The sequence below is a fragment of the Nesterenkonia sp. CL21 genome, assembly GCF_031705515.1.
GTDB classification, from domain to species: domain Bacteria; phylum Actinomycetota; class Actinomycetes; order Actinomycetales; family Micrococcaceae; genus Nesterenkonia; species Nesterenkonia aethiopica.
In genome coordinates this window covers 18,199-41,536 of sequence record NZ_JAUTWR010000012.1, presented here as the reverse complement: position 1 = coordinate 41,536, position 23,338 = coordinate 18,199, and the positions used below count along the sequence as shown (strand labels likewise).

At 69.1% G+C, this 23,338-nt stretch carries 21 protein-coding genes, 1 tRNA gene and 1 pseudogene; 7 read left to right on the top strand and 16 right to left on the bottom strand.

Features of this window, described 5'->3' with window-relative positions; genetic code table 11:
• Positions 1-7: 7 nt before the first annotated feature.
• From Q7C18_RS14790 to Q7C18_RS14740, 11 genes are all read right to left on the bottom strand, one after another.
• Complete coding sequence (locus Q7C18_RS14790) at positions 8-532, bottom strand: TetR family transcriptional regulator (RefSeq protein WP_311026015.1); 525 nt, start codon at positions 530-532, stop codon at positions 8-10.
• Positions 533-539: 7 nt separating this feature from the next.
• Complete coding sequence (locus tag Q7C18_RS14785) at positions 540-1,628, bottom strand: FAD-dependent monooxygenase (RefSeq protein WP_311026014.1); 1,089 nt, start codon at positions 1,626-1,628, stop codon at positions 540-542.
• An 84-nt stretch (positions 1,629-1,712) separates the two neighbouring features.
• Positions 1,713-1,786: transfer RNA gene (locus Q7C18_RS14780), tRNA-Leu, on the bottom strand.
• A 113-nt stretch (positions 1,787-1,899) separates the two neighbouring features.
• A complete protein-coding gene (locus Q7C18_RS14775) occupies positions 1,900-3,282 on the bottom strand; it encodes an FAD-dependent oxidoreductase (protein ID WP_311026013.1) in 1,383 nt (460 codons plus the stop codon).
• Between the two features lie 200 nt (positions 3,283-3,482).
• Entirely contained in the window at positions 3,483-5,180 is a 1,698-nt protein-coding gene (locus Q7C18_RS14770; RefSeq protein ID WP_311026012.1) for a S8 family serine peptidase, read from the bottom strand.
• An 80-nt stretch (positions 5,181-5,260) separates the two neighbouring features.
• Complete coding sequence (locus Q7C18_RS14765) at positions 5,261-6,322, bottom strand: Ppx/GppA phosphatase family protein (RefSeq protein ID WP_083277393.1); 1,062 nt, start codon at positions 6,320-6,322, stop codon at positions 5,261-5,263.
• Positions 6,319-6,948 (bottom strand): DUF501 domain-containing protein, encoded by a 630-nt coding sequence (locus Q7C18_RS14760; protein WP_396954377.1) that lies wholly within the window; start codon positions 6,946-6,948, stop codon positions 6,319-6,321. The genes Q7C18_RS14765 and Q7C18_RS14760 overlap by 4 nt, the downstream gene beginning before the upstream one ends.
• 39 nt (positions 6,949-6,987) lie before the next feature.
• Complete coding sequence (locus Q7C18_RS14755) at positions 6,988-7,581, bottom strand: septum formation initiator family protein (RefSeq protein WP_311026011.1); 594 nt, start codon at positions 7,579-7,581, stop codon at positions 6,988-6,990.
• 200 nt (positions 7,582-7,781) lie between these two features.
• Positions 7,782-9,062 (bottom strand): phosphopyruvate hydratase, encoded by a 1,281-nt coding sequence (eno, locus tag Q7C18_RS14750; protein ID WP_085437674.1) that lies wholly within the window; start codon positions 9,060-9,062, stop codon positions 7,782-7,784.
• 21 nt (positions 9,063-9,083) lie between these two features.
• On the bottom strand, positions 9,084-9,863 hold the full coding sequence (locus tag Q7C18_RS14745; protein ID WP_311026010.1) for a MazG nucleotide pyrophosphohydrolase domain-containing protein: 780 nt from the start codon (positions 9,861-9,863) through the stop codon (positions 9,084-9,086).
• On the bottom strand, positions 9,860-11,014 hold the full coding sequence (locus Q7C18_RS14740) for an adenosine deaminase (RefSeq protein ID WP_311026009.1): 1,155 nt from the start codon (positions 11,012-11,014) through the stop codon (positions 9,860-9,862). The genes Q7C18_RS14745 and Q7C18_RS14740 overlap by 4 nt, the downstream gene beginning before the upstream one ends.
• A 64-nt stretch (positions 11,015-11,078) precedes the next feature.
• Between Q7C18_RS14740 and Q7C18_RS14735 the strand changes: the two genes are divergently transcribed.
• The gene (locus Q7C18_RS14735) at positions 11,079-11,225 is read left to right on the top strand and encodes a hypothetical protein (protein ID WP_311026008.1); all 147 of its coding nucleotides are present in this window, start codon (positions 11,079-11,081) and stop codon (positions 11,223-11,225) included.
• A 45-nt stretch (positions 11,226-11,270) separates the two neighbouring features.
• A pseudogene (locus Q7C18_RS14730) lies at positions 11,271-12,502 on the top strand (IS3 family transposase).
• 225 nt (positions 12,503-12,727) lie between these two features.
• On the opposite strand, the gene Q7C18_RS14725 reads toward Q7C18_RS14730, so the two are convergent.
• Genes Q7C18_RS14725 through Q7C18_RS14705 form a run of 5 tightly spaced genes read right to left on the bottom strand, consistent with a single transcriptional unit; the run spans position 12,728 to position 17,769 of the window.
• Entirely contained in the window at positions 12,728-13,453 is a 726-nt protein-coding gene (locus Q7C18_RS14725; RefSeq protein ID WP_070161492.1) for a DedA family protein, read from the bottom strand.
• A gap of 35 nt (positions 13,454-13,488) precedes the next feature.
• A complete protein-coding gene (locus Q7C18_RS14720) occupies positions 13,489-14,844 on the bottom strand; it encodes a thymidine phosphorylase (protein WP_311026007.1) in 1,356 nt (451 codons plus the stop codon).
• Positions 14,845-14,903: 59 nt separating this feature from the next.
• Entirely contained in the window at positions 14,904-15,410 is a 507-nt protein-coding gene (locus Q7C18_RS14715; protein ID WP_083277677.1) for a cytidine deaminase, read from the bottom strand.
• A 51-nt stretch (positions 15,411-15,461) separates the two neighbouring features.
• Positions 15,462-16,700 (bottom strand): amidohydrolase, encoded by a 1,239-nt coding sequence (locus Q7C18_RS14710; protein WP_311026006.1) that lies wholly within the window; start codon positions 16,698-16,700, stop codon positions 15,462-15,464.
• Complete coding sequence (locus tag Q7C18_RS14705; protein WP_311026072.1) at positions 16,690-17,769, bottom strand: mannose-1-phosphate guanylyltransferase; 1,080 nt, start codon at positions 17,767-17,769, stop codon at positions 16,690-16,692. The genes Q7C18_RS14710 and Q7C18_RS14705 overlap by 11 nt, the downstream gene beginning before the upstream one ends.
• A 519-nt stretch (positions 17,770-18,288) precedes the next feature.
• Between Q7C18_RS14705 and sdhC the strand changes: the two genes are divergently transcribed.
• From sdhC to Q7C18_RS14680, 5 genes are all read left to right on the top strand, one after another.
• Positions 18,289-18,669 (top strand): succinate dehydrogenase, cytochrome b556 subunit, encoded by a 381-nt coding sequence (sdhC, locus tag Q7C18_RS14700; protein WP_139827581.1) that lies wholly within the window; start codon positions 18,289-18,291, stop codon positions 18,667-18,669.
• A gap of 3 nt (positions 18,670-18,672) precedes the next feature.
• On the top strand, positions 18,673-19,170 hold the full coding sequence (locus Q7C18_RS14695; RefSeq protein ID WP_070161499.1) for a succinate dehydrogenase hydrophobic membrane anchor subunit: 498 nt from the start codon (positions 18,673-18,675) through the stop codon (positions 19,168-19,170).
• A gap of 124 nt (positions 19,171-19,294) precedes the next feature.
• Complete coding sequence (gene sdhA / locus Q7C18_RS14690; protein WP_070161501.1) at positions 19,295-21,082, top strand: succinate dehydrogenase flavoprotein subunit; 1,788 nt, start codon at positions 19,295-19,297, stop codon at positions 21,080-21,082.
• Complete coding sequence (locus Q7C18_RS14685; protein ID WP_070161503.1) at positions 21,082-21,873, top strand: succinate dehydrogenase iron-sulfur subunit; 792 nt, start codon at positions 21,082-21,084, stop codon at positions 21,871-21,873. The genes sdhA and Q7C18_RS14685 overlap by 1 nt, the downstream gene beginning before the upstream one ends.
• A gap of 206 nt (positions 21,874-22,079) precedes the next feature.
• Complete coding sequence (locus Q7C18_RS14680; RefSeq protein ID WP_311026005.1) at positions 22,080-23,240, top strand: hypothetical protein; 1,161 nt, start codon at positions 22,080-22,082, stop codon at positions 23,238-23,240.
• The last annotated feature ends 98 nt before the right edge of the window (positions 23,241-23,338 follow it).

The following is a 23,338-nucleotide window of genomic DNA, read 5'->3' as shown; positions in this document are numbered from 1 at the left end:
CGGAGATTCAGTCATCGGAGCCCAGGCAGGCGCGCAAGGAGGCCTCCGCCTCCGCAGACAGGTGCTCCCCTCCCAGGGCCAGGCGGTGAAGGATGATCCCCTCGACCTGCCACATGACCCGCCGGGCCGTGATCACGGGCTCAGGCAGGCCGACGCTCTGCACTGTCTCCGCCGCCCACTCCTCCATGTGCTCCCGTCCCCGCGCAAGAACCTCTCGCACCTGGTGATCGTGGATGGCCTCGACGAAGAGGGCGAGCCGTGCCGCCGTCACGGTCCGCTGAGCGCCTGTCGCGAGGTCGATGAATGCGCAGAGAGCGTCGACGAGCCCGTCGATGCTCTGGGGGCGCTCCTCCGCATCGAAGACCGTCTGCTCCATGGCCACCAGATGCTCCACCACGCCCTGGAGGAGCTGCGCCCGGGTCCTGAAGTGGTTCGAGGTGGAGCCCTGCGGCAGACCTGCGGCGACATCGATCCGCCGATGGGTCAGGGCCCGCAACCCGTGAGACCCCAACAGCTCCACGGCTGCATCCATGGCTCGATCACGGGTGCCCACTGCGCTCCCCCTCTCTACGGAGCGAGGAGGAGACGAGGCCCGCCACGACTCGCAGTGCCCGGCGCCGGGTCTCGGGCAGGCGCCGCGCCGTCGACACTCGGCTGAGCAGCCGGGAGGCACGGACGACTCGCTGTGCCGCTCGTCGTCGCCGCCTGTCGAACACCCGCAGCCCTGCCTCGACCGTCGCCGAGACACTCAGCGCCTCAGCCAGCACGACGGCGTCGATGATCGCCTCGCAGGCGCCTCGGCCGATGTTCGGAGCCATCGCATGTGCCGCATCCCCGAGGATGACGACCCTGCCGCGGTGCCAGCTGCGCAGCGGCGGCAGATCGAAGATCCGGCGCCGGTCGATTCCGACAGATCCGGCGAGCGCCACGACATCCCGCACCCCGGGGTGCCAGTCTCCGAACAGCGTGCTCAACAGCTCGTCGTCGGGGAGTCCTGAGCACTCATCCAGGAGGTCATCCCGAACCGCGGCGAACCAGTTGGCCATGCCTGACTCCTGCGGGGTGACCCCGAAGAGACGCCCCGGCCCCCAGGTCTCGCAGGTAGTCTCCACGGGGCCAGGGACCGTCCCTCTGAACGCGGTGACGCGCAGCTCTCGAGGGCGGACCTCCTGGCCCGCGACCACAGACCGCAGCCGGCTGTGGATGCCGTCAGCGCCGACCACGAGGTCCGCATCGGACATGTCAGGCCCAGTCAGCTCTGCCAGGTCCTCCAGCGGGTCTCCCCAGCGAACGGCATCCTCGAGCTTCCCCTCCCACAGGAACCGATGCAGAGCTGGGCGTGAGAGGAGGACAGCCGGTGCCGGGGTTCTGACGGCGGCAATCTCGGTCCCGTCGGGGCGGAGGAACGCCGCCCCATGCTGCACGGCTCCTGCATGACGCACACGGTCACCCACTCCCAAGGCATCCAGAGCGGCCAGAGCCTCGGGCCACATCCCCAGCGCAGTGCCGGCTTCGGGCAAGCCGTGCGCCCGCTCGCGAAGCTCCACTTCCCATCCCGCAGCGAGGAGAGCTCTGCCCACGGCCAAGCCCGAGATGCCTGCTCCGACGACGACCGCACGCCCCACCATGCCACGAAGCTACTACATTCGTAGTACCGCGTCGAGGGTGCGGATCCTCCGTCGAGGACCGCACACGCGTTCAGCGATCTTCGGTGCCCCCACTGGGACTCGAACCCAGACTGTGCTGATTTTAAGTCAGCTGCCTCTGCCGATTGGGCTATGGGGGCGCAGACACGACGACGGCGAGCCCGCCGCCAGGACCATCTTAGGTCTCCGGCAGAGGCTCGCCGTCGTCTCTGGGAATCTCGGGATCGGACTCAGTCCGATCAGAAGTCGAGGATCAGGCGTCGGCCTTCTTCTTGGCCGGGGTCGCGGCCTCCTCGAACTGGCGGCGCGGGGTCTCCAGGTCGCGCAGCGGGGTGATGTCCCGACCGAAGACGAACTCGTTGAGCCAGTTGCTGGCCACGCGCACCTTGCGCTCCACGGTGGGGATCGCCATGCCGTGGTAGCCGCGGTGGGCCAGCCAGGCCGGGAAGCCCTTGAGCTTGACTCCCATCGGGTTGCCCACACCCTTGAACAGGCCCAGTCCGGCCACAGCGCCGAGGGAGTCATGCTTGTACTCGCTGACCTTCCCCTCCCCGAAGCGGGCGGCCACGAGGTTCTTGACCAGCTGCTTGGACTGGCGCAGCGCGTGCTGAGCGTTGGGGACGCAGAAGCCGCCCGGCCCGGCGCCGGTGAGGTCCGGCACGGCGGCGACGTCGCCGGCGGTCCAGGCACCCTCGATCGGGCTGCCCTCCTCGTCGACGATCTGCAGCGTGGCAGAGGCGGTGATGCGGCCGCGCTCGTCGATCGGGAAGCTGGAGCGGCGCGCGACTGCGTTGGCGGCCACACCGGCGGTCCAGACCAGGGTGTCGGCCTCGAAGCGGTCGGCCTCGGACTTGTCGGCCATGTTGATCAGCTGCAGCTCGCCGTCGACGGCGGAGCCCAGCGAGGTGTTCAGCAGCACCTCGATGCCGCGGCCGCGCAGGTGCTCGACCACGCCGACGGCCTGGTCCTCGGAGACCTCCGGCATGATGCGGCCCATGGCCTCGACGAGCACGATGCGCACGTCGGACTGACTCAGGCGCGGGTTGGCCGAGACGGCGGCGCGGATGATGTCCTCCATCTCCGCGATGCACTCGATGCCGGCGAAGCCGCCGCCGACCACGGTGAAGGTCAGCGCCCGGGACTTGGCCTTCTCATCGGTCATGGTGGAGGCGGCCTCGATGCGCTCCAGGATCTGGTTGCGCAGCGTCAGGGCCTCCTCGATGGTCTTCAGACCGATGCCCTGCTCGGCCAGACCCTCGATCGGGAAGGTGCGAGTGGTCGCGCCCGCCGCCATGATGATGTCCTGGTACGGGATCTCGACGCTCTCCCCGTCCTCCAGCTCCACGCTGGCGGTGCGCTCCGCGTGGTCCACCTCCGTGACCTTGCCGGTGATGACCTCCGTGTCCCGCAGGTGGCTGCGGTGGGAGACGATCGCGTGCCGAGCCTCGATGTGCCCGCCGACCACCTCAGGGAGGAACGGCTGATAGGTCATGTAGGGAAGGGGGTCGACCAGGGTGACGACGCCGCCCTCGGCCTTGACCTTCTTCTGGAGCTTCTGGGCGACGGTGAGGCCGACATATCCACCGCCGACGATCAGAATGCGCGGTTTCTCTGAGAGCTTCTGCGAGATTGCCATGGATGCCATCCTAGCGCTGGTGCTGAGGGGTACGTGAACTGCACACAGCAACAGCGGCGGCCCCTCACCGGTCTCCGGTGCGGACCACCGCCACGCTGCGTGTCCTTCCTTCAGTGCAGTCTACTGCCAGGCACGGTGAGGGGCGCGGGTATGACGCCGGACGCCTGTTCCCCTCACCGTGCGTTCCCCGGCAGATCGACTCAGGAGCGCCGACGCCGGGACGTCAGGTGCACTGCTGCCACGCTGACCACCGAGATCACCAGCAGCGCGGCGACCCCGACCACCACCGGTCCCGCCCAGTCCTGGGTGCCCCTGGCGTCGGAGGCCTGCGGCCGGTCCCGGGGGTCGCCCTCGGGGCCGGGTGAGACGCCGGCGTCGCTGGGGATGTCGGCGTGCTCGGTGTTGTCGGACTCTCCGCGGCGATGGACACGGATCCACTCCTCGAGGGTCTCGTAGGCCGACGGGTCGAACTCCGGGACGTCATCGCCGGCCACGGCCTGCGCCACGTTGAGGATGCCCTGTCCGAACTCGGGATCCACACCGTTGCCGTCGCCGACTCCGTCGGCGGTGCTCAGCAGCCGGTGTTTGACCTCCTCGGCGGAGAGGTCAGGATGCGCGGACCACACCAGTGCCGCCGCTCCCGCGACGATCGGCGCCGCGCCGGAGGTGCCCATCCACTGGGTGTTGAGCCCGTCCGGGACCGCCCCGACCAGCGGTTCCGAAGGGGCGGCGATGTCCACCGCGATGCCCTGGGCGGAGGCGTCCTCGCTGATCTCCCGATCCTCGTTGACGCCTGCGACGGTCAGCACGCCGGGGATCGTCGCCGGGGCGCCGACGCTCCAGCTGCCGGAGACTCGGTTGCCCGCCGCGGCGACGACCAGCACGTCGTTCTCCGCAGCCTTCAGGAAGGCCTCGTCCCAGGACTCGGGCCACTCCTGCTCGTTAGGCAGGCCGAAGGACATGTTGATGATGTCCGCCCCGTTGTCCACGGCCCAGTCCACGGCCTCGACCACCTGGTCCTCCAGGTCCGGGCCGTAGGAGTTCGGCATCTCCAACGCCATGGACACGCTCAGCACGTCCGCCTCGGGGGCGACGCCGATCACGCCGGCCGCGTCCTCCTCGGCGTCTTCGTCAGCGTCGCCAGCGTCGTCCTCGTCGTCGTCCTCGTCGGCGTCCTCGTCGTCGTCCTCGTCCTCGTCGGCGTCCTCGTCGTCGTCTTCGTCCTCGTCGTCCTCGGTGGTCGAGGCGGGCAGGATCGCCGAGGCGGTGAGGTCCAGCGGCTCACGGCCCTCGCCCGTCAGAAGGACGTCAGGGCTCAGCACTCCGGCACCCTGCGAGAGACCTCGGTTCTCCGCACCCTCGAGCTCGTCGAGGAGGTCGTCCCAGAACTGCTCCCAGTCCTCGTCGGTGAACTCCTCGTAGTCCTCCGGCTCAGGGAGCTCGTCGAGCTCGTCTCCGGTGGGCTCGTAGCCACGCCCGGCCGCCAGGGAGGCCACCATGGTGCCGTGTTCGGTGGAGAACTGCTCCACCGGCCCCCCAGAGCCGTCACCACCTCCGGAGACGTCGGTGCCGTCGACGACGGCGCCCTCCAAGGTGGGGTGGTCGGCGTCGACGCCGGTGTCGAGGATCGCGATGGTCACGCCCTCGCCTCGAGCGGTCTCCCAGGCCTCGGTGACGCCATAGTCCTCGAGCCAGAACTGCGCGTCCCGCCAGGCATCAGCATGGGCGGCAGGAGCCGTGACCACCCCGCCGACGGTGACAGCGGGGGCCAGCAACAGCGCGGCGGCGGCCAGCATTCCCGGCCCGGCCGCACGACGCCGCCCGTAACGGCCACGCCGTCCTCCGTGGGGCGAGCCCTGCCGGGCCGCGTCCCTCGTCTCCGGGGCAGCGTCAGTCATGGTCTTCCTTCGGTTCCGTTCCCTGCTGGGGTGCTCGTGATGCTGGGGGCGCTCGTGATGCGTACTCATGCGGGCAGGGCTCAGCCCCGGCCGGTCGCCTCCTGCGCGGCGCCGGTGGCGAGCGACAGGGCGATGCCGTCCAGAATGTCATGCTCCGACGCGACGGCGGTAGTCACCCGCCCCTTCGTGACCTTATTGATGTAGTCCAGGATGGTGCCCCAGATCAGCGCACCGGCGCCGATGACGTCCACCCGGCCGGGGTGCATGAACGGCATGTGGGCCCGCTGGTCCCGGGGCGCGTGCACCAGCTGGTCCACCGACTGGTGGATGCGGTCCAACCCCACCTCGGCGCCGTGGATGAGATCCGGATCATAGTCCTCGAGGTCCAGGGCGTGGGCGGTCACCGTGGTCACCGTGCCGGCGACGCCGATGACGACGTCGGTCTCGTGCAGCGGCATGACCTGGCTGACGTCCTCCAGGAAGGAGAGCGTCTCGAAGCTCGCCATGGAGGTCTCGGTCTCTGCCGGCGGGTCGGTGCGCATATGCCGCTCGGTGAATCGGACGCACCCCATGTCCGTGGAGATGGCGTGCTCCATGCCCTTCGAGGTGCCCAGGACGAACTCGGTGGATCCTCCGCCGAGGTCCACCACGAGGACCTTCCGCTCGGGGTCCCAGTCCAGCAGGGAGGCCGCACCCACGAAGGAGAGCCCGGCCTCCTCGCTGCCGCGGATGACCTCCGGCTCCACGCCGAGGCGGTCCTTGATGCCTGCGATGAACGCGTCGCGGTTCGCCACGTCTCGGGTCGCGGAGGTGGCCACGAAGCGGACCGCCTCCACCTTGTGCCGACGGATCAGGGCCGCGTAGCTGTCCACCGCGGCGAACGTGCGCTCCAGCGCGGCCGGGGAGAACTCTCCGGTCTCGTCCACGCCCTCGCCCAGACGGACCACGGTCATCTGCCGGACGACATCGGTGAGCCGCGAACGATGCATCTGGGCGACCGCGCTGTGCTCACCGGTCTCGGTCCCCCACGGCTCTTGCCCCTCCGGGACGCTTTGGGGTCCGCGCGGCTCCCCCGCGCTCTCCACATCGGCGATCAGCAGGCGGATCGAATTGGTCCCGCAGTCGATGGCGGCCACTCTCATTGCTGCTCCTCCTTCAGTCGCCGCACGTGTCGGCTGAGGTCACGGGTGGGGATCTCGGCGTCGTGGTCCCATGCGGCGGCACAGGTGCAGACCTCCGGCGGCCAGTCCTCGGCGATGCGGTCCAGGGTCTCGTCGCCCAGCGGGGTGATGCCGGGACCCACGGCCAGCGCGTGGCCGACGAGCACATGCAGGCACTTCACGCGGTCGGGCATGCCCCCGGCGGTGATCCCGTCGATCTCCCAGACGGGATCCACGCCGGCGGCCAGCCGGATGCGTTCACGCTCGGCCAGGTAGTTCTCATGGGCGGCCCGGTGGGCGGCGGCAAGCTCCTCGTCGTGGCCCAGCCGCTCAGTCATCTCCGCCATCACGCCGGCAGCCTCCAGCCGGGACACGGCCTGGGTGAGGGTGGGGTGCGTGAGATAGAACGTCGTCGGGAAGGGGATCCCGTTGGAGAGGCGCGGCGCGGTGGCGGCCACCAGCGGGTTGCCGCAGCGGCAGCGTGCCGGGATCTCGACGACGTCGCGCACCGGCCTGCCCAGCTGCAGGCTGAGCGTGTCCAGGTCGTCCTGGGTGGGGGTGGCGCTACGGGGCTGGGTCATCGTCTCGCGGGCTCTCCTGGTGCTCATGGGCGGGTCCTCGGCAGGAACGGACCTCCACCGTCGAGACTAATCTACGGCAGACCGGACCAGAGAATCCCACAGCGCCTCAGCCCAGGGGAGGTCGGTACGGACCTCGCTGTCCTCCTGGTTCTCCGGGGTGTCGTCCTCTCCGGTGAGGTCGCCGATCACGTGGTACTGCCGCTCCCCCGGCATCGCCAGGTTGATGCGTTCGCGCGCCTGCTGACGCACGTACTCGGGGTCGTCCCAGCGGCTGACCTCGGATTCGAGCTCGTCCTGACGCTGCTGCTCCTCGGCGATGCCGGCCTCCAGGTCGGCCAGCTCGGACCGCTGCTGGAGATAGGTGCGCACAGTGGGCACCAGGAAGGAGACCACCACCAGGGCGACCAGGGTCATCACGATCAGCCGCCCGGAGAGGGTCCGTTCCGGGACCATCGAGCGGGCGCTGACGGCCGTGCGCTCCCCGGAGGGGCGGCGCTGCTTCGGCGGGCTCACTCGGCGCGCACGGCGGGCGGCGAGGTCGGCCGGCATCCGGATCTCTCCGGAGACCTGCTCGCGCTCGGCGAGCCGGCGGGCTTCGGCGGAAGCGACGCGGGCGCTGCGGCCGGCGTCGGAGTCGCTGCGTCTGGCATGCCTGGCCATGGTCACCGCCTTCCGTGTGCCACCGGTGTCTCAGCTGGGGCGACGCCCTGCGCGCCGTCGAAGTCCCAGGGTAGTCGCCGATGCCTCGTCGACGGCGGCGGACACGCAGAGGGGCCGCACCCGGGGCATCGGGACGATGCTCCGGGTGCGGCCCCTCAGACGATGCTCAGGTCGCGCTGATCAGGATGGGCCGACCAGAGTCAGCCGCGGAAACGCGGGAAGGCGCTCGCGCCGGCGTAGGCGGCGGCGTCGCCGAGCTCCTCCTCGATGCGCAGCAGCTGGTTGTACTTCGCCACACGCTCGGAGCGGGCCGGGGCGCCGGTCTTGATCTGGCCGGCGTTGGTGGCCACGGCGATGTCCGCGATGGTGGTGTCCTCGGTCTCGCCGGAGCGGTGGGAGACCATCGTGGTGTAGCGGCTGCGCTGCGCCAGGGAGATGGCGTCCAGGGTCTCGGTCAGCGAGCCGATCTGGTTGACCTTCACCAGCAGCGAGTTGGCGGTGTCGGCGTCGATGCCCTTGGCCAGGCGGTCCGGGTTGGTGACGAAGAGGTCGTCGCCCACCAGCTGGACCTTGTCGCCGATGGTCTCGGTCAGGGTCTTCCAACCGGCCCAGTCGTCCTCGTCCAGCGGGTCCTCGATGGAGACCAGCGGGTAGGCGTCCACCAGCTCGGAGTAGTAGGCGCTCATCTGCTCGGGGGTCTTCTGCTCGCCCTCGAAGGTGTAGGCGCCCTCGGAGTAGAACTCGGTGGCGGCGACGTCGAGGGCCAGCGCCACATCCGTGCCCGGGGTGTAGCCGGCGCGCTTGATGGCCTCGGTGATCAGGTCCAGCGCGTCGCGGTTCGACGGCAGGTCCGGGGCGAAGCCGCCCTCGTCACCCAGGCCGGTGTTCAGGCCCTTCTCCTTCAGCAGGCCCTTCAGCGCGTGGTAGACCTCGACGCCGGAGCGCAGCGCCTCGGAGAAGGTGGCCGCACCGATGGGAGCGATCATGAACTCCTGGATGTCCACGTTGGAGTCCGCGTGGGAGCCGCCGTTGAGGATGTTCATCATCGGCACCGGCAGCAGGTGGGCGTTCGGCCCGCCGAGGTACTTGTACAGGGGCAGGTCTGAGGCGTCGGCGGCGGCCTTGGCCACGGCCAGGGAGACGCCGAGGATCGCGTTGGCGCCGAGGCTGTTCTTGTTGTCGGTGCCGTCGAGGTCCAGCAGGATCTGGTCGATCAGGCGCTGCTCGGTGGCGTCCTGGCCCTCCAGGGCGGGGGCGATGACGTCGTTGACCGCGGACACGGCGCCGGAGACGCCCTTGCCCAGGTACCGGCCCTTGTCGCCGTCACGGCGCTCCACGGCTTCGAAAGCTCCGGTGGAGGCGCCGGAGGGGACGGCGGCCTGGCCGAAGCTGCCGTCGTCGAGAAGCACGTCGACCTCGACGGTCGGGTTTCCGCGTGAGTCGAGGATCTCGCGGCCGTACACACTGGCGATGAGTGACATGGGTAGTCGGCTCCTTTTCGGTTATCTGGACAGTCCGGGGCCGACGCGCCCTTGCGCCAGCGTGCTGAGGTGGCGACGCAACGCGCGTTCGGGGTCCTGACCCCGAGAACGTGCTCTCTCCACCACCGAGAAGAGTAGTTCACCTAAGGCGTCCTCGTCAGCCGCGGCGAGCGGATCCTGGGCTGAGGAGGCGGGTCCGGCGCCGACGTCGTCGCCTGCCTCGGGGTCGGCCGAGACGGTGCGGTCCAGCCGGTCGATGAGCTTGGCGGCCCGGGCGAGGGCGGGAAGGTGGGCCGGCAGGGAGCCGACGACGGCGGCGAGCTCGGCGTCACCGTCGGCTCCGTTCTGCCCGGCCGTCACCTCCTCGACAGCCTTCTCCTCGGCCTTCTCCTCCGCCTTGATGCGGGTCCAGGCGCGTTCGATCTGGTCCAGGGAGGCCTGGGGGTCGACGTCGAGCTGCCCGTCAGAGGTGAAGACATGCGGACTGCGGCGCACCAGTTTGGCGGTGATGGCCTCGGCCACGCCGTCGAGGTCGAAGCTGGAGCGCTCGGCCGCCAGCTGGGCGTGCAGCACGATCTGGAAGAGCAGGTCGCCCAGCTCCTGACGCAGGGATTCGTCCACGCCTCCGGCCTCGATCTCCTCGACCGTCTCGTAGGCCTCCTCCACCAGGTACTCCACGAGGGAGCCATGGCTCAGCCGCTGCGTCCACGGACAGTGGAGGCGCAGCTGGGCCACCACCCACTCCAGCCGCCGCACGGGGTCCGACGGCGGCTGGGCGGACGGCTGGTGGGCCGTGGTCACTGCCAGGCCTCGAGGATCAGCGCCGAGAGCGCCTCCCGCTCCTCCTGTCCGAGGAAGGAGGACTCCAGGGCGTTGATCTGGAAGTCGGCGAGTTCGGCGAGCTCGTAGCCGAAGGCTTCGGCCAGCAGAGCCAGCTCCCCAGAGAGGGTCACCCCGGAGACCAGGCGGTTGTCCGTGTTGACCCCGACGTTGAAGCCCAGCTGGTAGAGCATGTCGAACGGGTGGTCGGTGATCGTCGCGATCCCGTCCGAGGCGAAGGGGGCGATGGCGCCGGTCTGCAGGTTGGAGGTGGGACTGACCTCCAGGTGCACCTGCCGGTCGCGGACCCAGCGGGCGACGTCGCCGAGGATGACCTCGTAGGCGTCGCCGCCGTCGTCGGAGGTCACCGGCTCCTCAGAGATCGAGACGTCCTGGGCGATCCGCACCCCGTGGCCCAGACGCTGGGCGCGCCCGGAGACGAGCGCGTCACGGATGGACTCGACGCCGTCGGCCTCCCCGGCGTGGACGGTGGCGGGGATCATCGCCTCGGCCAGCACGGTGAACGCCGGAGCGAACCGGGACGGCGGGAAGCCGTGCTCGGGCCCAGCGATGTCGAAGCCGACCACACCGCGGTCACGGTGGCGCTTGGCCAGTTCCACGGCTTCGTCGGCGCGGTCGGACTGACGCATCGCAGAGATCAGCTGGCCGACCACCACGATCCGGTCCTCATCCTCGAGGGCGGCCATGCCTTCCTCGAGCCCCGCCTGGACGGCCTCGACGGCCTCATCCAGACTCAGCCCCTGCTGCTGGTGCTGCTCCGGGGCCCAGCGGACCTCGGCGTAGACCACACCGTCCGCTGCGAGGTCCTCAACATATTCGCGGGCCACGCGGCGCAGGTTCTGCGCGGTCTGCATGACCGCCGTGGTGAGCCCGAAGGCCTCCAGGTAGCGCTCCAGGGACCCGGAGTCGGCGTTCTCCCGGAACCGGCGGGCCAGCGCCTCGGGGTCCTCGGTGGGCAGCTCGACGCCGGCCTCGCGGGCGAGCTCGATGAGCGTGGCCGGACGCAGACCGCCGTCGAGGTGATCATGGAGGCTGACCTTGGGCAGCGAGCGGATCTGCTCGACGAAGGCGTCAGAGGGACCGGTGGTCTCAGGCGAGGAAGTCGCAGTCATGGCACCAGCCTATCGGCCATAGGATGGGCCGGGAATCGACGCACCGAACGGAGACTGAACGCCGATGGACGTCCACTGGCCCGTCTTCCTCTCCCTCGTCCTGGTGAGCTACATCTCTCCCGGCCCTGACACTGTGGTGATCCTGCGTTCCAGCGCCCGCGGGCTGCGGCCCGGCCTGTCTGCCGCCGCCGGCGCACTGTGCGGACTATGAACCGCCCTGGGTTTCGTTCCGATCCGTTTTCGAGAGGATTGGGATATGCCATCGAAGTACCCGCAAGCGTTCAAGGATCGTGCCGTGCGCATGGTGCAGGACCGGCTCGAGGCCGACGAGGCGGGCCTGTCGCGGTATCAGGTGATCAAGGAGACCGCACCGAAGCTGAACGTCTCGATCGAGGGACTGCGTCGCTGGGTCGAGCAGGCCGAGGTCGATGCCGGGAAGAAGCCGGGTGCGACCACCGACGCGCAGGCTGAGATCAGACGTCTCAAACGCGAGAACGCTGAGCTGCGGCGCGCGAATGAGATCCTGAAGACCGCGTCGGCGTTTTTCGCCGCGGAGCTCGACCGGCCCACGCCGAGATGATCGCGTATGTCGACATGTATCGCGACCTGTTCGGGGTCGAGCTCATCTGCCGCACGCTCGGTGCGACAGACGGTGGGTTCCTCACTTCTCGCGGCTATCGGGCCGCGAAGGTCCGCCCCGCGAGCGACCGGCAGTTGCGTGACGCAGAGCTGGTTCCGGTGATCGAACGGATCCATGCCGACAACTAGGGCGTCTACGGGGCCCGGAAGATCTGGCACGCGATGCGCCGCGAGGGCTGGGACATCGGCCGCGATCAGGTCGCCAGGCTCATGCGTGCTGCGGGATTGTCCGGCGTGGTCCGGGGCCGGAAGCCCCGCACGACCGTCCCCGCACGGGAAGCCGATGAACGTCCGGACCTTGTGGAACGGCGCTCCACCGCGGACCGGCCGAACCGACTCTGGGTCGCGGACATCACCTACGTCCGCACCAGTTGCGGGTTCTGCTACACCGCGTTCGTCACCGACGTGTTCGATCGGAAGATCGTCGGCTGGGCTACTCGCTCCACGATGCGCACCGAGGATCTCCCATTGGAAGCCCTCGAGCACGCCCTCGTATCCGCGAAGGACCGAGCCCTAGATGGGCTCGTGCATCATTCCGATCGCGGGAGTCAGTACGTGTCCATCCGCTACTCCGAACGCCTCGCCGAGGTCGGGATCACCGGTTCGGTCGGCACCGTCGGAGACAGCTATGACAACGCCCTCGCTGAGGCCGTGAACGGCCTCTACAAGGCCGAACTCATCCACGCTCGACCCGCTTGGCCTTCGACGACCGAGGTCGAGTTCCAGACCATGAACTGGGTCAACTGGTGGAACACGCAGCGCCTGCACGAAGCGCTCGACTATCGCACCCCAGCAGAGGCCGAGGCCGCCTACTATCAATCACACGAGCCCGCCCGGGCACCCGCATAAAGACCGGAACAGAACCCAGGGCGGTTCATCCTCTGCCGCACCGAAGATCGTGATGCACTGCGACACGTTGACGTCGTAGAAGACCAACGTCCGTTCCCTCCCGTTCAGGACTCGACCCGTACGTGAGCCGACCAGTCCCCCTGGCCTGCTGCTCACCCCGCACAGCTCACACCGACATGACCGTGTCCGTCAAACCGACTCACCGTCAGCGCTCGGAGAGCCCCGTCACCCCTCGTCGTCGTGCTCCCGATGGTGCCGCCGCAGCCGGATCGGCCGCTCCACCTCGATGACACCGGTGTCCTGATAGCCCTCCGGGTCGATGTGCACACCCTTGCGATCGAGCCAGACGGACAGCAGGCGGAAGAGACGGTCGCAGAGCAGACCCAGCAGCACCGCCACCCCGATGCCCACCAGCATCGCCAGCAGCTGGCTGCCCAGCAGCTCGGTGCCCACTGCACCCAGCACGATGAGCCAACTCGCCCAGACGAGGGAGGCGACCGCGTCGATCAGCAGGAACCGTCGCTTGGAGTACCGAGTGGACCCGGCCACGAAATTGATCGCCACCCGCGCGCCCGGGATGAAGCGACCCACGAAGATCAGCAGCACTCCCCGTTTGTCCAGCTCATGGCGGGACCAGGTCAGGGTCCGCTGCATCGCCGGGCGACGCAGCCATGCCCACCGATCGGTGCCGATCCGTCGGCCCAACAGGTAGGCCACGAAGTCACCCAGCACGGCGGCGCCTGCTGCCACCAGGATCACCCACAGCCACCAGGGCGTCCCCGGCTGGTCCTGGACCGAGCCGAGTGTGATGATCAGCGAATCCGACGGCAGCGGCGGGAAGACCCCATTGATGAAGACGAAGCCCCCGAGGCCCAGAAGGGTCCACCAGCCGGAGGCCACCTCGATGACCAGCGCGTTGAAGAACTCGCTCCACTCCTGGAAACGCGTCATCGGGGTCCCCTCAGCAGCGCCGCGGCCGGTGCCGCTTAGAGGTCCTCGGCGCTGATGCGGTCCAGCACCAGGTCCCCGAGCTCCACCGGACCACCCTCCGCATCGACGTCGACCGCTCCCTGCAGCGCCTCCTCGGCACGGGCCATCCGCGATTCCTCATCGGTGAGCAGCGTGAACAGCGGCTGGCCCTCCTGGACCACCTCACCGGGCTTGACGTGCATACGCACCCCAGCTCCGGCCTGCACGGCGTCCTCCTTGCGGGCGCGCCCCGCCCCCAGACGCCAGGCGGCCAGGCCCACCGCCATCGCATCCATCCGGGTCACCGTCCCGGAGACCCCTGCGGTCACCGTGTGCTGATGCGTCGCGGTCGGCAGGTCCGCGTCCGGATCCCCGCCCTGGGCGGCGATCATCCGCCGCCAGGTGTCCATGGCCCGTCCGTCCTTCAGCGCCTCCGCAGGGTCCGCATCCGGAACCCCGGCGGCGGTGAGCATCTCCTGCGCCAGCGCCACGGTCAGCTCCACGACGTCGGACGGTCCGCCCCCGGCGAGCACCTCCACCGACTCCTGAACTTCGATGGCATTGCCGGCAGTCAGTCCCAGAGGGGTCTCCATGGCCGTGATCAGGGCGGTGGTCGCCACTCCGGCGTCGGTGCCCAGGGCGACCATGGTGCGGGCCAGTTCCTCGGCGTCCTCGCGGGACTTCATGAAGGCACCGGAGCCGACCTTCACGTCCAGCACGAGCGCATCGGTGCCCTCGGCGATCTTCTTGGACATGATGGAACTGGCGATCAGCGGGATCGCCTCCACGGTGCCGGTGACGTCCCGCAGGGCATAGAGCTTCTTGTCCGCCGGTGCCAGCCCGGCTCCGGCCGCGCAGATCACCGCGCCGACGTCGTCCAGCTGGGCGAGCATCTCCTCATTGCTCAGCGACGCCCGCCAGCCGGGGATGGCCTCCAGCTTGTCCAGCGTGCCGCCGGTGTGGCCCAGGCCGCGGCCGGAGAGCTGCGGCACCGGCACCCCGAAGCTCGCTACCAGCGGAGCCAGCGGCAGGGTGATCTTGTCCCCTACCCCGCCGGTGGAGTGCTTGTCCGCCGTGCGGCGGCGGGCGCCGTCGGCAGTGGTCAGCGAGGAGAAGTCCATCCGCTCCCCCGAGGCGATCATCGCCCGGGTCCACGAGGAGATCTCGTCCCGGCCCATGCCGCGCAGCAGGATCGCCATGGCCATGGCCGACATCTGCTCATCGGCCACCCGGCCGGCGGTGTAGGCGGCGATCACCCAGTCGATCTCCGCCGAGGAGAGCACCCCGCCGTCGCGCTTGGTGCGGATCAGGTCGACGACGTCGAAGGCCTGCGGGTCGAAGCCGGTCGGTGCGGAGGTGACGTCAGAGGTCATGGGGAGGTGTCCTCTCGAGTGGACGGTGTCGTGGATCGGACAGGGCGGCGCGGGAGGGCTCAGTCCTCGAGGTCCCGCGGGCCGAAGGCCTGCGGCAGAAGGTCCTGCAGCGTGGTCACGCCGTCCGCGGTCCGGATGAACAGCGTCTCGGCGGCGAACTCATGGAGCAGCTGACGGCACCTGCCGCACGGGGTGATCGGCTCGCCGTCGCCATTGACGCAAGTGAACGCCACCAGACGGCCGCCTCCGGACATCTGCAGCTGGCCCACCATGGTGCATTCCGCACACAGCGTCAGCCCGTAGGAGGCGTTCTCCACATTGCAGCCGGAGACGATGCTGCCGGTGTCCAGCAGCCCCGCCGCTCCCACCGGGTACTTCGAGTACGGCACATAGGCCTTGGTCATGGCGATCCGCGCCTGGGTGTGCAATGCATCCCAGTCCACGGAGCCCCCGCCGGGGGCCAGCCGGAGGCTGCCGGTGAAGTCCAGATCCTCATGCTCCGCGGAAGGGCCGCCGGCCGGATCTGTCGAGCGCTCGGCGGAGTCGCGGGGGTGATCGACGTTCATGGGGTCATCCTACGGGTGGTACGGACAGGGAGTGGACCGGGGCGGGTGGCGTCATGAGGTCCTGCCGAAGGCTCCGGACGGCCCGGCGGCCAGGCAGCGCAGCGCCGCGGCGACCATGACCTTGGTGCCGACCGCCAGCGCCCGCTCGTCCGGGGCGTAGTCTCCGCGGTGGAGGTCGAAGTCCTCCCCGCCGGGGGTGCGGGTTCCCAGCCGGAACATCGCTCCGGGCCGTTCCTGGGTCATCCAGGCGAAGTCCTCTCCGCCCATGGACTGCGGGGCCAGTTCGACGGCGTCGGCGCCCAGCATGGCCCGTCCGCACTCCTCCAGCAGCATGGTCTCCGCCTCGGCGTTGTTCACCGGCGGCACGCCCCGGACATGCTCCAGGGCGACGTCCACGCCGAAGGGTGCCGCGCATTGGCCGATGATCTCCTCCAGCAGCTCTCCGGCACCGCGCCAGGCCTCGGCGTCGAGGACTCGCATGGTGCCCACCAGCGTGCCGGTCGACGGGATGGCGTTGTGCGCGCTGCCGGCCTGGATCTGGCCCCACACCAGGGAGACCGCTGAGCGGACGTCCACCCGGCGGGACAGCACGCTGGGGGCGGTGGTGGCGATGTGCGCCAGGGCGGAGACCACGTCCTCGGTCAGGTGTGGCCGGGAGGTGTGTCCGCCGCGGCCGGTGACCTCGATGCGCACCACGTCGGCCGCCGACGTGATCGCACCGATGCGGGTGCCGATGGTCTCCACGTCGATGCGCGGGTCCGCGTGCAGCGCGAAGACCCGCGGCACCGGCTCCAGCACGCCGCGACGGATCACCTCCAGCGCGCCGCCGGGCATGGTCTCCTCCGCCGGTTGGAAGATGATCCGCACGCTGCCGCCCAACCCATGGGGCCGCTCGTCGTGCAGCCGCTGCAGGCTCAGTGCCAGCCCCAGCATGACGGTGGTGTGGATGTCATGGCCGCAGGCGTGGGCGACGTCGGGGTGCTGCGAGGCGTAGTCCAGGTCCGTCAGCTCGGTGACCGGCAGCGCGTCGATGTCCCCGCGGAATCCGGCGACCAGCGGCCCGTCGCCGACGTCGACGAACAGCCCGGTGGTCTCCGGCAGCATCTGCGGCTCCAGTCCGACCTCCCGCAGCCAGGCGGCGATCCGGTTCGTGGTCTCCACCTCCTGCCAGGAGAGCTCCGGATGGGAGTGGATCTCCCGGCGCATGGCCAGCAGCCGGGGCTCCAGGTCCTCGACGACGGCGGCCGCCCCGTGGAGCGCCTCATCGGTGGTGACAGGGCTAGAGGACATCGGAGTCTCCCTTCTCACGCAGCGCCTCCACCGCCTGCTTGACGGACTGGGCGTGATCGGTGGTGGTCACCAGCAGGGCGTCCTCGGTGTCCACCACCACGATGTCCTGGACGCCGATGAGCGCGACGACCCGCTGGGTGTCGGAGACCACCACGCCGCTGGACTGGTCCGAATAGACGCGTGCTTTCTCTCCCAGCACGGTCATCTCATCCTGCTCATGCGCGGGGTTCAGTCGGGCGATGGCGGCGAAGTCGCCGACGTCGTCCCAGGTGAATTCCCCGGGGATGACGGCCACGTCCCCGGCGTCGGCGGCCGGCTCCGCCACGGCATAGTCGATGGCGGTCTTCGGCAACGACGGCCAGATCCGCTGCATGACCTCATCCTGCCGCGATGTGCCCCAGGCCTCGGCGATCTCCACCAGACCGGCGTGCAGCTGCGGCTCGGCGGCCCGCAGATGCTGCAGCAGCAGCCCCACCGGGGCCACGAACATTCCCGCGTTCCACAGGTAGTCGCCGTCGGCCACGTACTGGGCGGCCCGCGCCTCCCCCGGCTTCTCCACGAACTCGGCCACCTGACGAGCGCTCGGCGCGTGGTCCACCTCGAGCCGCTCCCCGCGGCGGATGTAGCCGAAGGCGGTGGAGGGATGGGTGGGGGTGATCCCGATGGTCACGATCTTGCCGGTGGCCGCCGTGGCGACTGCCTCCCGGACGGCCGCCTGGAAGGCGTCCACCGGGGCGATGACCTGGTCGGCGGCAAAGGACCCCATGATGATGTCCGGACTGCGCCGGTGCAGGATCGCCGCGGCCAGTCCGATTGCGGCCGCAGAGTCCTTCGGCGAGGGCTCGAGGACCAGATCGTCCTCGTCCACCTCGGGCAGCTGGGCGCGCACCGCGTCCCGGTGCTGCTCACCGGTGACCACCACCACGCGTTCCCCGGTCAGCGGAGCCAGCCGCTCGTAGGTGCCCCGGATCAGGGTGGTGCCGGAGCCCGTAAGGTCATGCAGGAACTTCGGCGCGTTCGCGCGCGAGAGCGGCCACAGCCGGGTGCCCACGCCTCCGGCGGGGATCACGGTGTAGAAGCGCTCGAAGCTGACGGGGGGCGCAGCAGAGGCCGCGACGGCGTCGTGGTCCCCGGCGTGCCGGGCCTCGGCCCCGGCCAGAGAGGCATCATGTGCGAAAGTCACTCCCCCAGGGTAGACGTGTCCGGCGACATCGGCCCGTTCCGGCGCTGCGGGTCCTCTCCCGCCCGGAGCGACGTGAGCCTCCCTCTCGGGCCCGCATCCCTTCCTGTGGCCGCTCTCGCGCCCCCGGGAAAGTCGAATTTCTACGTCACGTAGAAATATTGGCGGTCCGTCCTGTGGCGAAGGTCATGATTCATCTCCTCCCGGGCGGAAGGTCTACGATGATCCGCGCAACATTGCGTCCAGGAATGTGCCGACGCCCGCGTCACCGGCGACGGTGGCTTACCCTGGTACGTAGATCGCACTCGCACAGGCGTCACACACATCCGCTCCGCCAACTGCGATCAGATGCGCACCCAAGGAAGGGCGGGCGGAACGCCATGCGACGATGCAGGGAGGTTTACACACGTGACGCAATCCAAAGGCACCCTGTACAGGGGCCGAGAAGGCATGTGGTCCTGGGTCGGCCACAGGATCACCGGCGTCGGCATCTTCTTCTTCCTCTTGGTCCACGTGCTCGACACTTCGCTCGTGCGCGTGTCTCCAGAGGCCTACGATGCCGTCATCGGCGCCTATAAGAACCCCATCATGATCATGGGCGAGATCGGCCTGGTCGGCGCGATCGTCTTCCACGCCTTCAACGGTCTGCGGATCATCCTGGTGGACTTCTGGAAGAAGGGCACGCGCTACCACAAGCAGATGCTCTGGGGCGTGCTCGCCCTCTGGATCGTGACGATGGTCGCCTTCAGCGCCCGTCACCTGATGCTCTTCCTGGAAGGGTGGAACTGATCGATGACCGCCACCAACTCTGAAGCAGTCCTCCCGGCACAGGGCATCGAGGCCCCCCGCTCGGGACGAGTGGACCCCAAGTACCTGCGCAGCAAGACGACCTCCGGCAGCTTCGAGATGGCCGCCTGGGTCTTCATGCGCGTCTCCGGCATCGCCCTGGTGGTGCTCATCTTCGTGCACCTGTGGGTGAACCTCATGGTGGGTGACGGCATCCACCAGGTCGACTTCGGCTTCGTCGCCGGCAAGTGGGCCAACCCGGTCTGGCAGTTCTGGGACCTGACCATGCTCTGGCTGGCCATGCTGCACGGCACCAACGGCATGCGCACCATCATCAACGACTACGCCGAGAAGGACTCGACCCGTCTGTGGCTGAAGTCGATCCTCTACATCGGCAGCACGGTGATCATCATCCTGGGCACCATGGTGATCTTCACCTTCGAGCCGTGCCTGCTGGACAGCACCACCGGCGAGCCGCTGCCGCGGGCGGTCTGCCCGAACTGATCGACGAGCGCCCCTCCCCGCCGGGCTGACCCCGGGCTCCGCCCAGGGCACGACGACGGCGGGGAGCGCGGGCCCCGTCCGAGACGCCTCCACCACTTCCGACCGAAGAGAGACACCCAAGCTGATGCAGGTTCACAAGTATGACGTCGTCATCGTCGGCGCCGGCGGCGCGGGGATGCGCGCCGCCATCGAATCCGGCCAGCGCGCCCACACCGCCGTGCTGACGAAGCTCTATCCGACCCGCTCCCACACCGGCGCCGCCCAGGGCGGCATGTGCGCCGCCCTCGCGAACGTCGAGGAGGACAACTGGGAGTGGCACACCTTCGACACCGTCAAGGGCGGTGACTACCTGGTCGACCAGGACGCGGCCGAGGTCATGGCCAAGGAGGCCATCGACGCCGTCCTCGACCTGGAGAAGATGGGGCTGCCCTTCAACCGCACCCCCGAGGGCAAGATCGACCAGCGTCGCTTCGGCGGCCACACGCGCGACCACGGCAAGGCCGCCGTGCGCCGCGCCTGCTATGCGGCCGACCGCACCGGCCACATGATCCTGCAGACGCTCTACCAGAACTGCGTCAAGCACAACGTGGAGTTCCACAACGAGTACTACGTGCTGGACCTGCTCACCGTGGAGGAGGACGCCACCCGCGAGGACGGCACCCCCTACAAGCAGAAGCGCGTCGCCGGCGTCGTCTCCTACGACCTCGCCAACGGTGAGATCCACGTCTTCCAGGCCAAGTCCGTGGTGTTCGCCACCGGCGGGCTGGGCAAGATCTTCAAGACCACCTCCAACGCGCACACGCTGACCGGGGACGGCATGGCCATCGCCTACCGCGCCGGCATCCCGCTGGAGGACATGGAGTTCGTGCAGTTCCACCCGACCGGACTGGCCGGGCTGGGCATTCTGCTCTCCGAGGCGGCCCGCGGTGAGGGCGGCATCCTGCGCAACTCCGAGGGTGAACGCTTCATGGAGCGCTACGCCCCCACCATCAAGGACCTGGCCCCGCGTGACATCGTCGCCCGGTCCATGGCCAACGAGGTGCGGGAGGGGCGCGGCTGCGGCCCGAACAAGGACTACGTGCTGCTGGACCTGACCCACCTGGAGCCGGCGCACATCGACGCCAAGCTGCCGGACATCACCGAGTTCGCCCGCACCTACCTCGGTGTGGAGCCGTACACGGAGCCGGTTCCGGTGTTCCCCACCTGCCACTACGCCATGGGCGGCGTGCCCACCACGGTGACCTCCGAGGTGCTGCAGGACAACGACACCACCGTCCCCGGCCTCTACGCCGCCGGCGAGGTCGCCTGCGTCTCCGTCCACGGGTCCAACCGTCTGGGCACCAACTCCCTGCTGGACATCAACGTGTTCGGCAAGCGCGCCGGCATCGCCGCCGCCGAGTACGCCTCCACCGCCGAGTTCGTGGAGCTGCCGGAGAACCCGACCGCCCGCACCGAGGAGATGCTCGCCACGGTCCGCAACGGCAACGGCGGAGAGCGGGTGGCCGCCATCCGTGCCGAGCTCCAGGAGACCATGGACGCCAACATGCAGGTGTTCCGTTCCGAGGAGACCATCAAGGAGGCCCTCGGCGTCATCGAGAACCTGCGGGAGCGTTACCAGCAGGTGCAGATCCAGGACAAGGGCCGCCGGTTCAACCTCGACCTGCTCGAGGCCGTGGAGCTCGGCTTCCTGCTGGACATGGCCGAGGTCATGACCGTGGCCGCGCTGCACCGGCAGGAGTCCCGCGGAGGTCACTACCGCGAGGACTTCCCCGACCGCGACGACGAGAACTTCATGCTGCACTCGATGCTCTACCAGGACCCCGAGGCGGAGACCGAGGGCACGAAGGGCATCCGCTTCGAGACCAAGCCGGTCGTCTTCACCCGCTACGAGCCGATGGAGCGTAAGTACTGATGAGCACCCCCACCCAAGACGTCGCAGAGCCTGCCTCCAAGGTCGATCTCGCCCAGAGCTCGGGCGGAGGCGGGGAGATCCCCAGCTTCGACATCACGCTGAAGGTGCGCCGCTACGATCCCGAGTTCTCGGATGAGGCCCGTTGGGACGAGTGGACCCTGACCATGTACGGCACGGACCGTGTGCTGGACGCCCTGCACAAGGTCAAGTGGGAGATCGACGGCTCGCTGACGTTCCGTCGTTCCTGCGCCCACGGCATCTGCGGCTCCGACGCCATGCGCATCAACGGCCGCAACCGCCTGGCCTGCAAGACCCTGCTGAAGGACCTCGACACCTCCAAGCCGATCACGGTGGAGCCGATCAAGGGCCTCCCGGTGGAGAAGGACCTGATCGTGGACATGGAGCCGTTCTTCCAGTCCTACCGGGAGATCATGCCGTTCCTGGTCAACAACTCCCCCGCCCCGACGGCGGAACGGCTGCAGTCCCCGGAGGACCGCGAGCGGTTCGACGACACCACCAAGTGCATCCTGTGCGCGGCCTGCACGTCCTCCTGCCCGGTGTTCTGGACCGACGGCCAGTACTTCGGCCCCGCGGCGATCGTGAACGCCCACCGCTTCATCTTCGACTCCCGCGACGACGCCGGCGACATGCGCCTGGAGGTCCTCAACGACAAGGAGGGCGTGTGGCGCTGCCGCACCACCTTCAACTGCTCGGACGCCTGCCCGCGCGGGATCGAGGTCACCAAGGCCATCCAGGAGGTCAAGACGGCCATCCTGACCCGGGCCATGTGACCGGCTGACCTACGTTCCCAGGCACCAGGAGGGGCTCGCCGCATGATGCGGCGGGCCCCTCCTGGCGTCTGCACTTTCTACGTCTGCACCCTCTGCGTCTGCACCCTCTGCGTCTGCTCCTTCGCCGCCCCCCCTCCTGCGGACAGTGCCCCCGGACCTGTGGATAACGTGGGCGGCATCAGGCCGATGTGCGGCAGAGTGTTTCCATGGAGATCCCCTCCCGGCCCCAGATCCCCCTGCACCTCGCCCGGCCCACCCCTGACGGTCTGCACACCGGCACCGACCTCAGCTACGGAGTGCGGACGGGCGACATGCTCAGGCTGCGACGCGGCGTCTACGTCCCCGCGCAGGAATGGCTCGACGCCGCACCGTGGGAAAGACCCGTCCTGATGATCGCAGCCACGGCCCTGGCCGACCCTGAGACGGTCTTCTGCCGCACCAGCGCCCTGCTTCTGCACGGCATCCCGCTGCTGCATCCTCCTCAGCGCATCCACGTGCGGACGATGCGCAGGAGTTCCGTGCGCATCACACGGCAGACGCCGATGACGGGCCGGCTCTCCGCTGACGCCGTTCTGGCCAAGCACCGCCGTCCTCCGGCACGGGCAGCGATTCTGCAGGGCATGCCCACACAGCGCCATGAGCCGATGATTCCACCTGACCAGCACCGCTCTGCCATGCGGTCTCAGGCCCAGCAGGACAGGCGATCTGCCGAAGAGCTGCTCCTCCCCCAGCAGATGCTCCCGCCCACGGCGCTGAGAATCTGCCAGGGCCCTGCCGTCGGGTACCGAGCTGAGCCTCTGGAACTCGCCGCGGTGGACACAGCGACCCGCTTGCCCGCCGCGGACGCCGTCGTCATCCTCGATGCCGTGCTCGCCCGGCTCATGGCGCAAGGTACGGAGGAAGATGAGGCGCGGCGTCTGCTTCTCGCGTGGAAGGACCACGTCAGCTCACGACGCCGGCGCGCTCTGCTGCAGAGGCGTCTCGCATTCGCCGACCCGCGGGCCGAATCTCCGGGAGAATCATGGTCGCGCGTGAGGATTCATGAGCTGGGGTTCGTCACGCCGGAGCTTCAGACCCGAGTGGCACTGGAGACGGGACACGCCCGACTGGACTTCGAATGGCGTGACGCCGGCGTCGTCGGAGAGTTCGACGGCCGGATCAAGTACCTCAGCCAGCAGGATCAGACGGGACGGAGCGCGGCCCTGGCCGTCCATGAAGAGAAGATCCGCGAGGACGGGATCCGCCGCACCGGCCGCACGGTGGTGCGATGGGGATGGGAGGACCTGCGACGCCCCACCACACTCGGCACGCGTCTGTGTGCCGCCGGCGTCCCGCGGCTGCCGTCCTCACAGATCGTCTCTCTATGAGAAATCGCCCGTCCATACAGGCACGATCTCTCATAGAGGGACGATCTTTCGCTCGGTGTCGTGCTGGACGGCGCACGACGGGCGAGTCGGGGGAGGCG